This window comes from Paenisporosarcina sp. HGH0030 (assembly GCF_000411295.1).
Classification (GTDB): domain Bacteria; phylum Bacillota; class Bacilli; order Bacillales_A; family Planococcaceae; genus Paenisporosarcina.
On record NZ_KE150421.1, the window covers coordinates 1,224,352 to 1,239,585 of the forward strand.

A 15,234-nucleotide genomic window follows, 5' to 3' on the forward strand; every position below is an offset into this window, starting at 1 on the left:
AAAAATCTACGACAAAAAAAGCCCAACTTAGTAGCAATTTAAGCTACTTAAGTTGGGCTTCTAATTTATATTCTTCTTCACTTTTCGTTATTAGTTTCTCTTTTGACGGTTGCGCAAGAACGTAGGAATATCTAACGTATCTTCTTGATGTGAAGTTTGTTGCTCTCTTCTTGGTGCTTCTTGTTGGTAAGAAGGTGCTTCCTCACGTCTAGATTCACGAGTTGGAACATGTTGTGGTTGTTGAGGAGCTTGAGCTTGTTGAGCACGCCCTGCACCAAATCCACCACTTCTTGTTGTCCGATGAGTAATTTGTTCTTCGTTAAATCCAGTAGCAATTACTGTTACGATAATTTCATCTTTCAAATTATCATTGATTACAGAACCGAAAATCATATTAACATCTTCATCAGACGCAGATGCAACGATATCAGCCGCTTCTTGAACTTCAAATAAGCTTAAGTTTGAACCGCCAGTGATGTTCATTAAAACACCCTTAGCTCCGTCAATTGATGTTTCAAGAAGAGGACTTGAAATGGCCTTCTTCGCAGCTTCAGCAGCACGGTTTTCACCAGAAGAAATACCGATACCCATAAGAGCAGAACCTTTGTTTGACATAATAGTTTTAACGTCAGCAAAGTCCAAGTTAATTAAACCAGGTACGGCAATCAAATCCGAAATACCTTGTACACCTTGACGAAGAACGTTATCCGCTTCACGGAATGCTTCCAACATCGGTGTGTTTTTATCAACAATTTCAAGTAATCGATCATTAGGAATAACGATTAATGTATCAACCGCTTCCTTCATCGATCCGATACCGCCAATTGCCTGAGTAGAACGCTTACGACCTTCAAATGTGAATGGACGAGTTACAACACCTACTGTCAAAGCACCAATTTCACGTGCAATTTGTGCAATTACAGGTGCAGCACCTGTTCCAGTTCCGCCACCCATACCAGCTGTAACGAAAACCATATCAGCACCACGTAAAGCTTCTTCGATTTGTTCTTTGCTTTCTTCAGCAGCTTTTTTACCTACTTCAGGGTTCGCTCCTGCACCAAGTCCACGCGTCAATTTCGCGCCGATTTGTAACTTCACTTCTGCTTTTGATAAATTCAATGCTTGTGCATCTGTATTGACTGCAATAAATTCTACACCTTTAACTCCGTGTTCAATCATACGGTTTACAGCGTTATTTCCGCCACCACCGACACCAATGACTTTGATGACGGCAAGTTGGTCTACACTTGTATCAAACTCCAACATCGCATTTCCTCCTTCAATTACAAATAGTCTCTAAGTTTATTATTCGAAAAATTTATCGAGGAATTTGCGAGCTTTCCCCATCACGCCTTCTTTGTCTTCTTCTTTTGTCTGTGTTTGCTGTTTTTGTTTTTTGGGAGCTGGTGAATGTTGTTCAGGTTTTTTTGGTTGCCCTAACGCACTGTTTCCACCGAATCGGTTAAAGAATTGATCTTCCATATAAGCGTAGCGTATTAACCCGACTGCTGTAGCGTAACCCGGTTCACGTACTCCGATATACTCAGGTGTATAAAGTCTGACGCGAGTTTGCAAAATATGGCGAGCCAATTGGGAAAGCCCTTCTAATTTTGCAACCCCACCCGTAATGACCACTCCACCAGGTAAATCTTGAAGACCCATACGATAGAATTCTTCTAAGACTAATTCAAATAACTCTTCTAAACGAACGCCAATAATCTCAGATATGTATCTTTGACTATATTGTTCTTTCATTTCTGCACCAATCACAGGAACTTCAAACAATTCATCGTCAGATGCATCATCATAAAAGGCATGTCCATATTGATGTTTAATTTTTTCCGCTTGTTCAGTTGGTGTTTTCAAGACAATCGATAAATCTTTAGTTAAATGATCCCCACCGACCGGCAATACGGATGTGTGTGTTAAATGACCATCTTGGAAGACAGCAATCGTAGTTGAACCGCCACCAATATCAATGAATGCGGTTCCATGATTTTTTTCATCTTCTGATAATGCAAAATAGCCAGAAGCGAGTGGTTGCAAATATATTTCACGGATTTGAAGACCCGCACGCTCCACACAACGTAAAACATTATGTAAAATCGTTTTTGATGTCGTCATCATTGTTCCATCCATTTCTAGACGGATACCAATCATGCCGCGAGGATCTTTAATTTCATCCAGATGATCCACAATAAATTGTTTGGGTACTAAATTGACTAATTCTCTTTCAGGCGGAATCGACATCACTTGGGCCGAGTCTATCACGCGATCTAAATCATCATCGGTAATTTCACGATTCTCACTATTAACTGCCACCACGCCTTTAACTTGATGCAACATGGCTTGATTTGCAGGAATTCCTAACACGACTTCGTTTATAGACATTCCGATCATTCGTTCAGCTTGGTCGATTGCTTTTTTAATGGACTGCACGGTCGCATCAATATCGACAATTGCACCTTTTCTAATTCCGTTTGATTTTACATTCCCAACGCCAATAACGTTTAGGGAACCGTTCGTCATCTCTCCGATAAGGACCTTAATTGATGAAGAACCAATATCGAGAGAAACATATAATTCTGTCTGATTCAATCCGTGGCACCTCCTTCAACAACTCTTTACTCATCATTCTATTGCATTCTATCAAGCTTGTCTAAGTAAAATCGTCAAAAGTTGTAAATTTTCCTTCTATTCGACTGTTTTTTAGTCAATAGTCCCTTTTCTTTCCGTCCATCTTGTCAATAATATCCGTCGAATCACTGCTATATTTTGGAATAGTCTTACTCCGAAAGCGAAAATAGCTGCCAAATACAAGTCAACGCCTAAATGTACGCCAAGAAAAGCTAGTCCCGCAGCTAGCGCAATATTGAAGAAAAATCCAGATACGAACACTTTGTCATCATATACATGTTGAAGTTGTGCTCGAATACCTCCAAACAATGTATCAAGCGCTGCTAAAACTGCTATTGATAAATAGTTTTCATACACCGAAGGGATTTGAATATCAGTTAGTAATCCGAGAGATATACCCAAGATTAATCCTAGTAATGGTAGCCACATATGTTAGTCCCCTTTCGATGTATTTTTCAAGTAGTCATTTTCAATGGACTGATCATAAGCTGGAATACTTATTTGCTCTTTTGGTTCGCCTATCTTTAAAGTCAGATTATCGATAAAGAAGTCGTCAGCAATCATAGAAGATTGTAGATGGTTGTATAGCTTTTCAGCGTCATCCATGGTCTCCGTTCCAATTCTAATTTTAAATGGCGGAGTTCTGACATTTAAACTATTAACTGTAGTCTGCCCATTAATATCCCTGATTGGTGAGGAATGAATAATGCGTTTACCATCGATTGAAACAGCATGCCCGTTAAAACGGTTAATTTCATTAAGCAAGCGAACGAGTAAATCTGGTGAGATACCCGTTACATTGTCACCAAGTGCAATTCCTTCCAAAGAAGGTTCAATTACTAGTTCCAATCCAGGTCCTGTCACTACGGTCAAACCCGCTTTTGCTCTTAACGTTTCAAGCGTTTCGTTCAATGCTTGCGCAGGGCTCTCGGACTGCAAATTTTCATACTTTGTGATGGTTTCATTAACATCTCTAATTTCTGACAAAAGCTCTGAATGCAGTTGTTTTTCTGTGGACAGCTCTTGCCTGATTTCCCAAATATCACGCGTATCCCGTGATTCTGGTTTTTGTACCGTATTGTATTGTACCGCAACCATAAAACCTACAATTAATAAGATAAACGTGAAGCGGACATAAACACCTTGTTTCATTGAACCGCTCCTTCCTTTCATGTAAAGAGGTTGTCCATGCTTGCTTGTCCATGCCATTCTAAAAGTAGCGGTGGTGTACTAGAGTGGCGCTATCCGCTTTTCTAGGTCTAACTCCAAACGCCAGCCCGCTCCTAAGCTTCAGACCCTCATGCGAAAGCAAGCCTTCGAATCGGGTCTTCCAGCGCCGGAGTCAGGCTAGAGTGGCGCTTTCCGCTTTTCTTATAACGCTGGCATTTGTATTTTTGATTTTTCTTCGATTGTTACCACAATATTATCATTAAGCAATTGATCCAGCACACCACCAGTGAGTTTCAATGATGGCATTAATACAGTTGGATCACCTATTGCCTCAATAACGAATGGAGCAGGGAACTGTTTTCCATCAATCGTTATGACCGGACCGTTGCATTTTATGTACGAATTGGCTTGCAATCTTTGTCCATTGATGGATATTGCTTGTGCTCCAGATATTTTCAGTTCATTCAGCACCTGGAATACATGACTTTCGTGAACAATATAGTCATTTGGATTGACTGAAGCCGGATCGTACTCGGCATCTTCAAGCTGAACTATTACCCCTTCACCTGTGGAAGGAAGAATTCCTAGAAGTAATCGTAAATCTTCCGCTTCATCTATCAGACTCTCGTACTGCTCTTCACTTCCTGACAGTGATTTTTCAATCTCGCGAACTTGTTGTTGTCTCGCCACTAATTCTGTTTCCAACTCTTTATTTCGTTCTTTTTGCTGAATAAGGTCTTCCCTGTAGCGTTCCTCATGTTCAAAATACTTGCTGCTGGTAGGCTCTCCGCTCATCTTTTTACTGCTCGAAAGACTATAGGAATAGGCTAAAATAAAGCCTAGCACTAGGCACACTAAAGAAAAGATAATGCGTTTGTTCACAACCGAACGATTAGGCTTATTCTGGAGTTTCTTCAACTTCCTCCTCCTCCTTTGACTGTGGATTATACATATCTGCATATGTCTGGAAGAAGGATCCCACTTCTATATCAATGACACCTTTTTCAGATTCACCGATTTGAGCAATGATTGATGGATAATAATTCATTTTTTCAGCAAATGACGGAATTACGGCCCTAACTTCAAATCCGTCATTCATAAATAATCGAATGCGGTAAGGGTCTGCCTTAGATGGAACAGATTCTATCTGTGAAATCATGGACAAAACTTCACCGTTTAATTTGGCAAGTTCCTTCACCATACGAGTCAATGCTTTTGGATTATCAAACGCACTTAATACAGGTGCATCGACCGGCGCCATGTTTTCAGAGGTATGATACACAGTTCCATTTTCAAGTACCAAATCAAAGCCATCTTCTGTTTGTACATAGGCTGCTTTTTTCCACTCTTTTAATTCAATTGTTACCGCCGTTAAACCGCTTCGCTTAACTGTGACATCTTGAATCCATTCATTTTTTTGTAAAATTTCTTCGGCATTACTTGTCCGGATTTCCCACATGGATTGTCCTTTTTGAATACCACTTCGATCAATATATTCGTCACTTGTCGCTAAATTAGACCCTTTCACGACAATGGTTTGAACGTGACTATACGGAGATTGAAAATAGAGGAGACCAAGTAAAGTTAATAGGAAAAAGACGAGCAATAACGTGAACTTGCGATTTGTTCTCTTTTTTCTGCGCTCTCTCAGCGTCGGTATACGGTCTTCAATGTCGATAATTTTATCCACGTTATTCACTCCTTCCTATCTATCAGTCTTTTGAAAATCGTAGAATTAGCCCGACAATGAGCCAGGTTGAAAGTAAAGATGAGCCACCGTAACTAATAAATGGTAATGTTACACCTGTTACTGGGAATAAGCCAATGACCACCCCAATATTTAAAAATATTTGGAAACCAATCATCGATTGAATTCCTGCAATCGCATAAAAACCTACTTTGGTTGGCGCCAATACGGCTAGTCTATATCCTGTGTACAAGAACAGGCAGAACAACCCAATTAACAAGAAAGCACCGATAAAGCCCATTTCCTCCACAATAATTGAGAAAATGAAATCATTTTGTGGTTCGGGCAAATAAAGGAACTTCTGTCGACTTTGGCCGAAGCCGTGACCAAACAATCCCGATGGTCCGATCGCCATTAAAGATTGGGTACCTTGAAAACCGCTATTCAATGCATCTTCCCATGGATCGAGGAAGGCATATATACGCTTTAATCTGTAAGGTGCAGAAATGATCAAGCCAACGAGAGCCAATACGCCAATGGACCCAATACCAACGAAGAAGCGCACCGGAAACCCCGCGATGAACAACAGGGAAAATCCACCCACAATTAACAGAAAAGCTGAACCAAAATCCGGCTGGACCAATATGATTCCAGCGGGAACCAAACAAATCAGTATGGGCTGAACATAGCGTCTTTTGAGTCCAGTAGACTTTTGTGCCAGCATGCAAGCTAGAAATCCAATGACTGAAATCTTGACGAATTCAGCAGGTTGCAAGCTGAAACCGGCGATTTGAATCCAGCTTTGGGATCCATTCCTTACAATCCCTAGACCGGGGATGTACACCGAAAAAAGCAGAAGAATGGATAAAATATAAGCAATCTTCCAGAATTTCCGATTGCTCAGGAACGTCATTTTCGACATAACAAGTGCACATAACATCCCCAAGGTGCCGAACATTGCCTGTTTCCAGAAGAATGGCAAACTGTCTTGGTAATGCACTTTCCCCCAGTAAGAGCCGGCAGAGTAAACAAAAAAATAGCCAATGACAGTTAATAGTAAACTAGTAAACAGAAAAACATTTGTCGGTCTTTTCTGCAGTTTTGGCATCCCTTCGTCTGTTATTCTTATTAGTTGATTTGAAAGACTGCTTGGATGAAATCGTCTCCACGCAACTCAAAGTTTGCATATTGATCCCAACTCGCACAAGCTGGTGAAAGCAGAATGACATCATGTGGTTTTGATAACTCAGTTGCGACATGAACGGCTTGTTGAATATTCTCGACTTTTTCCAAACCTTTAACTCCACATGATTCGGCAAATTCAATAAGACGCTCAGCAGTTTCTCCAAATGTCACGATAACTTTCACGTTCCCCATATACTCACGCATTTCCTCAAATGAATGGCCGCGATCTAATCCACCAGCAATTAATATGATAGGTTCCTTGAAGGCTGCGAGCGCACTCTTGGTTGCTAAAGTATTCGTTGCTTTCGAATCATTGAAGAACTTGCGTTGCTTCCATTCGCGTACGAATTGTGTGCGATGTTTTACTCCAGTAAAGGACGTCAAGACATGCTCAATTGTTTCTTTTGGACAAGACATTAAAATGGATGTAGCAACTGCAGCTAAAATGTTTTCTAGATTGTGTTCTCCAGGCAAAGCAATTGATTTTCTTTCAAGGAATGGTTCGCCGAGCCAATAGATACGTTCAGCATCCGCACTGATTCCATCTTGACGACGTCCTTTAGTTGAAAACGGCAAAAGTTTTGCTTTAGTTTTGCTTGCATAATTAACCACTGCTGGTTGATCTGCATTGTAAATGAAAATATCTTCAGACGTTTGATTTTTGGTGACTGCAAATTTTGCTTCGCCATATTCTTCGAAAGATCCGTGATAATCCAAATGGGCTTCATATAAATTAGTCAAAATCGAGATTTTCGGTTTGAATTGATCAATACCCATCAATTGGAATGATGATAATTCTGTTACGATGATTTGGTCCGTCTGTGCCTCTTGCGCAACTGAACAAGCTACCGTACCGATATTGCCAGCGATTAATGGCTTTTGACCACCTTGATTCAATATATGGAAAAGTAAGGTAGTAGTGGTTGTTTTACCATTCGAACCTGTAATGCCGATAAACGGAGCCTCGCTTATTAAATAGGCAAGTTCTATTTCTGTCCAAACCGGTATTCCCCGGGAAATAGCGTCACTGACAATCGGGTTGTGATAAGGAATACCAGGATTTTTAATTACATATTCGAATCCTTCGTCCAGCAAATCCTCAGGATGTCTTCCGCAAATGACGGTAATTCCTTTACTCAATAAATTCTGTGCATCTTGACTTTCCTCAAACGGTTTCGCGTCATTGACGGTAACAAAAGCACCTAATTTGTGGAGCAGCTCCGCAGCTGCGACGCCGCTTTTTGCAAGTCCCAGTACCAGTACTTTTTTAGATGTAAATTGTGTAATGCTTTTCATTTATAATACCTCCATCATAACGACAATAAAGGCTGCAAGGAATGCCGTTGACCAAAAGACGACGACAACTTTCCATTCAGACCAGCCGGATAATTCAAAATGGTGATGAAGAGGACTCATTTTAAATATTCGTTTTCCAGTCGTTTTAAAACTGATGACTTGTAAAATTACTGACAGCGTCTCTGCAACGAATATGATCCCAACAAGCAGCAACAAAAGCTCTTGCTTAACTAAAATCGAAACCATCGCCAGAGCTCCACCTAGTGCGAGCGAACCAGTATCCCCCATAAATAATTTAGCAGGATTTGCATTGAAAATTAAGAAACCAAGAAGTGCGCCTGTTACGGCAAACGCGAAAATCGCAATATCTTGTTGATTGTAATACATGGCCAATACGCCAAATGTCGTAAAAGCAATGGAGGCTGTTCCTGAAACTAAGCCGTCCAGTCCATCTGTCAAATTGACTGCATTCGAGAATCCTACCAGCCAAAACACCATGAATAATACATAGGCAAAGCCAAGATCAACTGACCAGTCCGTGAACGGTATACCTACTGTAGTTTCAAATGGACCTTGCTTTAACAAGAAGAAAGAGGCTACGGCAATAACGATTTGCCCTATCAATTTTTGTAAGGATGTTAATCCTAAATTTCTTTTTAATACAACTTTAATAAAGTCATCCAAAAAGCCAATGACGCCAAAACCGACAAACACGATGACTAAAACAATCGTTTGTGTGGTTAACATTTCCAAATAAAAAGCAACGCCTAGAGTCGTGAGGACAATGGAAACAATAAAAACAAGCCCTCCCATCGTAGGGGTGCCGGCTTTTTTCATATGGGATTGAGGACCTTCCTCACGGATACTTTGACCAAACTTCATTCGCTTTAATGCCGGAATGAAAAGTGGAGTTAACAGTATCGTAAGGAAAAAGCCAATCCCTACAATCATAAGTGTTGTTGCGAGTGTCATATGTATTCTCCTTCAAATAAACGATGGTTGTCGTTATTACTATTATTCACCTAAGTATAAATGAACCGTACCGTCTACAGACAGTAAACTGTCTGCTTTTGGAAGCTGGGAGATGATTTTATTTCCCGTCCCGTGCCATTCAATTCTGAAAGGCTCTTCCATTTTAATCACTTTATTTTTCTCGAGACCTACTAGTTCAGGTACTCGCAATTGCATTGCATCTCCCCAACGATACTCTTTTTCAAGTTGATCTTTGGCAGAATTCTTGAATCCAATAAAAGGAGCACTATCTTCAATGATTTGTCCTACAATCGGTGCAGCAATAACTCCACCGAACTGCAACACGTGTTTTGGATTATCTATGGCGATATATACTACGATTTCAGGGTCGTTAGCCGGTGCAAAGCCAATAAACGAAACAATGTATTGCCCTTCTACATAGCGACCGTTAACAGCCTTTTGAGCAGTCCCTGTTTTCCCTCCAATGCGCATCGTATCGCGGAATGCATTTCGGCCTGAGCCGTTCGCCACAACTGATTCCAATGCTTCACGAACTTGTTTGGATGTTTCTTCAGAAATAACCTGTCTTACTTTCGTTGGTTTGTTTTCCTTTATCACTTCGTTCGTTTGTTCATTGTAAATTCGATTTACAACATAGGGTTGAAACAAAGTACCGCCATTGACAGCAGCTGATACTGCCTGAACTTGTTGAATGGGTGTTGTTGATATTCCTTGGCCGAACGATGTAGTCGCATGTTCGACTGGTCCATAACTTCCTTTAGAAAACAGAATTCCTGAGGATTCACCAGCAATGGATGATCCTGTTTTTTGCCCAAAACCAAAATCACGTATGTATTGCGACAGCTTGTCACGTCCAACACGTTGACCTAGTTCAATAAAGCCTGGGTTACAAGAGTTTTCAACCACTTCCAAAAAAGTCTGATGCTTATGACCTTCCCTTTTCCAGCATCGCAACCTTGCGCCTTCGACAATCGCATACCCCGGATCATAAAAAGCTTCTTTTTTTAAATCCACTTTCCCTTCTTCAAGAGCAGCTGCAAGCGTGATTATTTTGAAAGTTGAACCAGGTTCAAATGTCATCGACACCGGCAAGTTCTGATTATAAACGCTAGGACTCACTTTGTCATATTGTAAAGGATGGAAAGTCGGGAACGAAGCTAATCCCAGAATCGCTCCTGTTTTTGGATTCATGGCAATTCCCATCGCCTGATCAGCATCATATTTCTTCATTGCCTGGGATAATTCTCTTTCTATCACTTCTTGGACATCTAAATCAATCGTCAAATCGATCGTCGAACCATCCTTTCCTTTCCCCCATTCGTCATTTACATGGGGCAAGGAAGTGCCTTTTGCATCTGTAAATAATCTGAGCGTTGATTCTGTCGATGTCAAAAATTCATTGTATTGATATTCAATACCGGCTAGACCTTCATGATCGTATCCAGTGAACCCCAATAACCGAGACAATATTTCATCATGGGGATAATCTCGAACATAGTCAACCCCTGTATATAAACCAGGAATTTTTAAGGATTGGATTTCAATCGCTTTACCGAGCTCTATATTCTTTCCTGCAGGCGCCAATTTTATTAGGAATGTTTTTTTACTCATCTGCTCAACCAGTTTATTTTCGTCAATATTAAGAGCTTTGCTTAGTTTTGCAGCAGCACTCTCAACATCTTCATTTTGAGCAGGCATAAAATACAGCGTCGGTGAGAGCTTGCTTCCTACAATTAATTCACCATCACGATCGCGAATGTTGCCTCTTGTCTGTGAAAATGGAATTTCACGATCCCAATTCTCTTCTGCTTTCTCAGTAAGCCATTCATATTGAAAAAATTGCATGTAAATCAATTTCCCCAATGATGCAATACTTAAGCAAAAAAAGAGGAGAACCATTGTCCGAACTCTGATTTTCAATTGCTGAGGCACTCCTGCCTTCATTTTAACCACACCTTGTTTTTTAACAACGTATGATAGGAATGGAGTGCCTATTCAATATTTAATCTTGCGGAAGTGTTTCTTCTCCATCTTTAACCGGCAGTGGTTCTATTTTTTTATTGGTTTCTTCCGGTGTTTCCAATTTAATAACGATCGGGGTCTGTTCGTTTGCGACCGACCCTTTGGAAACACTTTGACTTACGACATATCCTTCTCCGACGACTTCAATGTTTAATCCGGAAAGCTTTTGGTATACCCAAATATGACGTTTAGACCAATTCGTAAAGTCCGGTATCGTGATAGGACCTTGTGTTTTCAACAGGACCAGACTCCCTGGAAGAATTTCAGTACCAGCAGCTGGAAACTGCTCTTGAACTTTGCCACTCTCTCCGATAGTCACTGCATTCATTTTATGTTCAAGCATGGTACTTTGAGCCATCGCCAAATCTTTATCTTTCACATCCGGCAGTGTCACTGATGGAATGGATTTTACTTGCTGTGGTTTGATGTTCATGTATTTCAAACTATTTTCAGTCACGGATTTGAATATTTCCGAAACAGGAATGGACCCCACTTCACCATCTTTTAATTTCGGTTTGGAAACCGCTACATATACCACCAACTGTGGATCTTCTGCGGGAGCCATGCCAAGGAATGAATACAAATAGTTTTCATACCCTTTCTGATAGCGTCCAAACTCATCCGGAATTTCCGCAGTTCCCGTTTTTCCGGCCACCGTATAATCCGTCAGTTCAAATCTTTTAGCCGTCCCGTGTTCAGCCGTAACCGTAGAGGCCAATAACTCCCGCATTTTTTTTGCAGTTTCCGCAGAAATAGGTTTACCTGCTTGTTCCGGTTTTGAGTCATGCATGACCTCATTGGTAGAGGGGTTTACTATTTTTTCGATAACATACGGTTTCATCATGACTCCATCATTAGCAATGGCTGTTTCGGCTTGAATCAGTTGCATAGGGGTCACAGTGGATCCTTGACCAAACGTAGAAACCAGACGGTCGATCGGCCACTTACTGATAATTTCCCCGCTTGCTTCATTTGGCAGGTCAATGCCTGTTTTCTTGCCGAAGCCAAATTTGTCCAAGTATTCAAGGAAGACGGTGTCACCCAGTCTCTCTAGTAAATAAGCCATGGCAACGTTTGAGGATCGTTGGAATCCTTCTTCAAACGTAATCGTACCCCATCCGGTACGATTGTGGTCACGGATTGTTCGGTCGAGTAATGTATATTGTCCCGATTGGTACCAAGCGTTCGGATCCCATTTGCCTTCTTCCATGGCAGCAGCAACCGTAAACGTCTTCATCGTGGAACCTGGTTCTATCGTATTTTCAATAGTTTCATTCAACCAGTTTGTTGTCAGTCCTTCACGTGTTTCCGGATCGAAAGAGGGACGCTGGCTCATGGCCAGAATTTTACCCGTCTTCGGGTCTGCGACCATCGCTACTATTTTCTCAGGATTATACTGTTCCTCAACACGACTCATGGCATCTTCAAGGAAATTCTGGACTGTTTTATCCAGCGTCAGATGAATGTTATGCCCATCCTGTGCAGGCGTCACCATTTCTTCAGAATTCGGTAGTAGATACCCCCATAAATCACTTTCGTATTGCACTTTCCCATTTTTCCCAGTTAATTGCTTGTTATAAATCGATTCAAGACCCATTTTACCTACTGTCTGGAAAGTGCCATCTTCCTGTTCTTCTTTCACGGCAAAACCAATTAAATGAGACGCAAATGTCCCATTTGGGTAAAAACGTTTTAAATCTTTGACAAAAACGAGACCAGGCAATTTATGCTCCGAAATTTTCGTCATGACTTCATGACTGATATCTCTGCCAGCAGAACCAAATTCAACTTGATAAACGCCTTCTTTCGATAAACGTTCCATTATTTTCTCTTTTGATAATGGAATGTATTCAGCAAGTACAGTTGCCGTTTTCTCCACATCATTTACATGTTGTGGATTTTTTGCATCTGCCGTTGCTTCTGGACTGAGCACCGCTACTAATCGGTAGCTCAATGTATCTTCCGCAATAATTTCACCGTTTTTATCGAGAATTTTACCTCGACTCGAAGTAATCACTTGTTCTCTTTCATATTTAGCGGCTGCTTTTGCTGCAAGCGCTTGCCCATCCGCTTCTCCCGTGACCTGAATAAATATCATCCTTGACAACAATAGAAAAAAGAGCCCTCCGTAGAACAATAACATCAGAAAGGCTCCCCATTGAAATCGAAATTTCTTCTTCATTGTCCCGGTACGACCTTCACATTTTGCTCGTTCAGTTTCAAGCCAAGTGCTTTAGCTTTTTCCCAAACTCGCTCATACTTTGAGAGCTCACTAACTTGAATGGACAAATCTGTATTCTGTTTTTTTGTTTCATCGATTTGCTGTTCAATTGATCGAATGTCTTGAGCAGATGTGTGAATGCTTGCTTGTGTCTGTAAAATCATCACACAAAACAATGCAACGATGGATACGAAGACTGCAAATAATATTTTCTCACCTTTAGTAAAAATTTTCCGTTCCGGCTTAGTGGACGGATGGATGGCAGGCTGTGGATTAACGACAGGCTGCTTTATGTAAGTTGTTTGTGTTTTTGCGTGCATTGCCATTTAGACACGTCCTTCATCCTTTATTTTTTCTGCGATTCGTAGCTTCGCTGATCGAGAGCGATTATTGTGAAGTAATTCTTCTTCACTTGGTAATATCGGTTTTCTTGTTACTAATTTCAACATAGGTTCCATGCCTTCTGGGATGACCGGTAAATTTGGTGGTAGATCCGGGTATGAGGCTGCTTCTTTGAAAATGGTTTTCGTAATGCGGTCCTCCAGTGAGTGGAAAGTGATAACGCTGATACGTCCATTTAATGCAAGCAAATCGAGTGCATCTTGGAGTGATTGTTCAGCAGCTCCTAGTTCATCATTCACTGCAATCCGAATTGCTTGGAATACGCGTTTCGCAGGATGTCCGCCTTTTCTTCTGGCAGGTGCAGGGATCCCATCTTTAATTAATTCTACAAGTTGTCCTGTTGTTTCGATTGGTGCATGTTTTCTGGCTTCTTCAATCTTGCGAGCGATCTGTTTTGAGAATTTCTCTTCACCATAGCGATAGAAAATGCGAACCAAATCATTGAATTCCCATTCGTTGACCACGTGATAGGCCGAAAGTGGCGCAGAAGTATCCATACGCATGTCCAAAGGTGCATCATGGTTGTAACTAAATCCACGTTCCGGCGTATCGAGTTGTGGTGATGAAACACCTAGGTCATACAGGATCCCATCCACTTTTTCGATGCCAAGTTCGTGAAGCTTTTCTTTTATGAAGCGGAAATTCGCATGTACAAAGATTACTTTGTGCAAATGATCCGACAGACGAATTTTCGCATTTTCGATTGCGATTGTGTCTTGATCAAAGCAAATCAATCTTCCTTGATCGTTTAACTGTTGTACTAAATATTCACTATGTCCCGCTCCACCAAGGGTGCAGTCAACATATGTACCGTCTGGACGAATGTTCAATCCGTCAACGGTTTCTTGAAGCAATACGGTTGTATGGTTGAACAACTGTTCGTCCTCCTAAATTTTGTTTTGTCTAACTTCGAATCTCAACTCACTCCTAAGCTTCAGTCTCTCATGCGAAAGCAGGCTTTCGCATCGAGCTTTCGATCGCTGGAGTTGAGCTTACATGGGCATATCTGTTTTCCTTAGATATCAAAGCCAATCATATTTTCAGCTAAATCGTTAAATGAGTCCTCGGATTCATCAAAATAGGATGTCCAAGAATCTTTTGCCCAAATCTCAATTCGATTTGAAACGCCAAGAACGATACATTCTTTTTCCACATTTGCATGGGATAGTAATGTACTTGGGATATTGATGCGACCTTGCTTATCGATTTCAACTTCTGTTGCTCCTGAAAAGAAGAATCGCGTAAATGCACGGGCATCTTTTTTAGTTACAGGCAAAGCCTTTAATTTTTCTTCAAGTTTTCGCCATTCATTCATAGGATAGCCGAATAAGCAGTTATCAAGACCTCTTGTAATTACAAACGTCTCTTCAAGGTGCTCACGAAATTTTGCCGGTATAATAAGACGGCCCTTCGCATCAACACTATGTTGATATTCTCCCATGAACATCCTACTCACCCCACTTATTGTCATTAATGTACCACATCCCCCCACTTTCCTCCACCATTTTTATATTTTTTTTTCATTACACGATGAAATGTGTAAATAGTACTTGCTGAAACAACCTAAAAGCCTTTTACCCCATAGAAAAAAGCCGTCTCTTTAACCGAGACGGCTTCAGCT

14 protein-coding genes are annotated in these 15,234 nt (G+C 40.9%); all 14 read right to left on the bottom strand.

Annotated features, from left to right (window positions below; genetic code table 11):
* Nucleotides 1-90 precede the first annotated feature (90 nt).
* Nucleotides 91-1,266 (bottom strand): cell division protein FtsZ, encoded by a 1,176-nt coding sequence (gene ftsZ, locus HMPREF1210_RS06155; protein WP_016427765.1) that lies wholly within the window; start codon nucleotides 1,264-1,266, stop codon nucleotides 91-93.
* A 39-nt stretch (nucleotides 1,267-1,305) separates the two neighbouring features.
* Nucleotides 1,306-2,598, bottom strand: coding sequence for a cell division protein FtsA (ftsA, locus tag HMPREF1210_RS06160; RefSeq protein ID WP_016427766.1), 1,293 nt, complete (start codon nucleotides 2,596-2,598; stop codon nucleotides 1,306-1,308).
* A 111-nt stretch (nucleotides 2,599-2,709) separates the two neighbouring features.
* Complete coding sequence (locus tag HMPREF1210_RS06165) at nucleotides 2,710-3,066, bottom strand: small basic family protein (RefSeq protein ID WP_016427767.1); 357 nt, start codon at nucleotides 3,064-3,066, stop codon at nucleotides 2,710-2,712.
* Nucleotides 3,067-3,069: 3 nt separating this feature from the next.
* Nucleotides 3,070-3,789 carry a DUF881 domain-containing protein gene (locus HMPREF1210_RS06170; RefSeq protein ID WP_016427768.1) on the bottom strand — a complete coding sequence of 240 codons (720 nt, stop codon included), beginning with the start codon at nucleotides 3,787-3,789 and terminating at the stop codon, nucleotides 3,070-3,072.
* A gap of 219 nt (nucleotides 3,790-4,008) precedes the next feature.
* A complete protein-coding gene (locus HMPREF1210_RS06175; protein ID WP_016427769.1) occupies nucleotides 4,009-4,725 on the bottom strand; it encodes a DUF881 domain-containing protein in 717 nt (238 codons plus the stop codon).
* The gene (locus HMPREF1210_RS06180; RefSeq protein ID WP_016427770.1) at nucleotides 4,706-5,497 is read right to left on the bottom strand and encodes a cell division protein FtsQ/DivIB; all 792 of its coding nucleotides are present in this window, start codon (nucleotides 5,495-5,497) and stop codon (nucleotides 4,706-4,708) included. The genes HMPREF1210_RS06175 and HMPREF1210_RS06180 overlap by 20 nt, the downstream gene beginning before the upstream one ends.
* Nucleotides 5,498-5,519: 22 nt before the next feature.
* The gene (gene ftsW / locus HMPREF1210_RS06185) at nucleotides 5,520-6,602 is read right to left on the bottom strand and encodes a putative lipid II flippase FtsW (protein WP_016427771.1); all 1,083 of its coding nucleotides are present in this window, start codon (nucleotides 6,600-6,602) and stop codon (nucleotides 5,520-5,522) included.
* A 20-nt stretch (nucleotides 6,603-6,622) separates the two neighbouring features.
* The gene (gene murD / locus HMPREF1210_RS06190; RefSeq protein ID WP_016427772.1) at nucleotides 6,623-7,975 is read right to left on the bottom strand and encodes a UDP-N-acetylmuramoyl-L-alanine--D-glutamate ligase; all 1,353 of its coding nucleotides are present in this window, start codon (nucleotides 7,973-7,975) and stop codon (nucleotides 6,623-6,625) included.
* The gene (mraY, locus tag HMPREF1210_RS06195; protein WP_016427773.1) at nucleotides 7,976-8,947 is read right to left on the bottom strand and encodes a phospho-N-acetylmuramoyl-pentapeptide-transferase; all 972 of its coding nucleotides are present in this window, start codon (nucleotides 8,945-8,947) and stop codon (nucleotides 7,976-7,978) included.
* A gap of 42 nt (nucleotides 8,948-8,989) precedes the next feature.
* Nucleotides 8,990-10,912: a penicillin-binding transpeptidase domain-containing protein gene (locus HMPREF1210_RS06200; protein ID WP_016427774.1), complete on the bottom strand. Its 1,923-nt coding sequence runs from the start codon at nucleotides 10,910-10,912 to the stop codon at nucleotides 8,990-8,992.
* A 58-nt stretch (nucleotides 10,913-10,970) separates the two neighbouring features.
* A complete protein-coding gene (locus HMPREF1210_RS06205; protein ID WP_036659405.1) occupies nucleotides 10,971-13,172 on the bottom strand; it encodes a penicillin-binding protein in 2,202 nt (733 codons plus the stop codon).
* A complete protein-coding gene (gene ftsL / locus HMPREF1210_RS06210) occupies nucleotides 13,169-13,537 on the bottom strand; it encodes a cell division protein FtsL (RefSeq protein ID WP_016427776.1) in 369 nt (122 codons plus the stop codon). The genes HMPREF1210_RS06205 and ftsL overlap by 4 nt, the downstream gene beginning before the upstream one ends.
* Nucleotides 13,538-14,488, bottom strand: a complete 951-nt coding sequence (rsmH, locus tag HMPREF1210_RS06215) for a 16S rRNA (cytosine(1402)-N(4))-methyltransferase RsmH (RefSeq protein ID WP_016427777.1) — start codon at nucleotides 14,486-14,488, stop codon at nucleotides 13,538-13,540. It abuts the gene before it with no gap.
* Between the two features lie 140 nt (nucleotides 14,489-14,628).
* Nucleotides 14,629-15,060, bottom strand: coding sequence for a division/cell wall cluster transcriptional repressor MraZ (mraZ, locus tag HMPREF1210_RS06220; RefSeq protein WP_036659407.1), 432 nt, complete (start codon nucleotides 15,058-15,060; stop codon nucleotides 14,629-14,631).
* Nucleotides 15,061-15,234 lie beyond the last annotated feature (174 nt).

What these genes read in the sequence shown, in the direction of transcription:
- ftsZ (WP_016427765.1), bottom strand. Translation starts at nt 1,266, where the DNA reads ATGTTGGAGTTTGATACAAGTGTAGACCAACTTGCCGTCATCAAAGTC.
- HMPREF1210_RS06165 (WP_016427767.1), bottom strand. Translation starts at nt 3,066, where the DNA reads ATGTGGCTACCATTACTAGGATTAATCTTGGGTATATCTCTCGGATTA.
- HMPREF1210_RS06170 (WP_016427768.1), bottom strand. Translation starts at nt 3,789, where the DNA reads ATGAAACAAGGTGTTTATGTCCGCTTCACGTTTATCTTATTAATTGTA.
- ftsW (WP_016427771.1), bottom strand. Translation starts at nt 6,602, where the DNA reads ATGCCAAAACTGCAGAAAAGACCGACAAATGTTTTTCTGTTTACTAGT.
- murD (WP_016427772.1), bottom strand. Translation starts at nt 7,975, where the DNA reads ATGAAAAGCATTACACAATTTACATCTAAAAAAGTACTGGTACTGGGA.
- mraY (WP_016427773.1), bottom strand. Translation starts at nt 8,947, where the DNA reads ATGACACTCGCAACAACACTTATGATTGTAGGGATTGGCTTTTTCCTT.
- HMPREF1210_RS06200 (WP_016427774.1), bottom strand. Translation starts at nt 10,912, where the DNA reads ATGAAGGCAGGAGTGCCTCAGCAATTGAAAATCAGAGTTCGGACAATG.
- HMPREF1210_RS06205 (WP_036659405.1), bottom strand. Translation starts at nt 13,172, where the DNA reads ATGAAGAAGAAATTTCGATTTCAATGGGGAGCCTTTCTGATGTTATTG.
- ftsL (WP_016427776.1), bottom strand. Translation starts at nt 13,537, where the DNA reads ATGGCAATGCACGCAAAAACACAAACAACTTACATAAAGCAGCCTGTC.
- mraZ (WP_036659407.1), bottom strand. Translation starts at nt 15,060, where the DNA reads ATGTTCATGGGAGAATATCAACATAGTGTTGATGCGAAGGGCCGTCTT.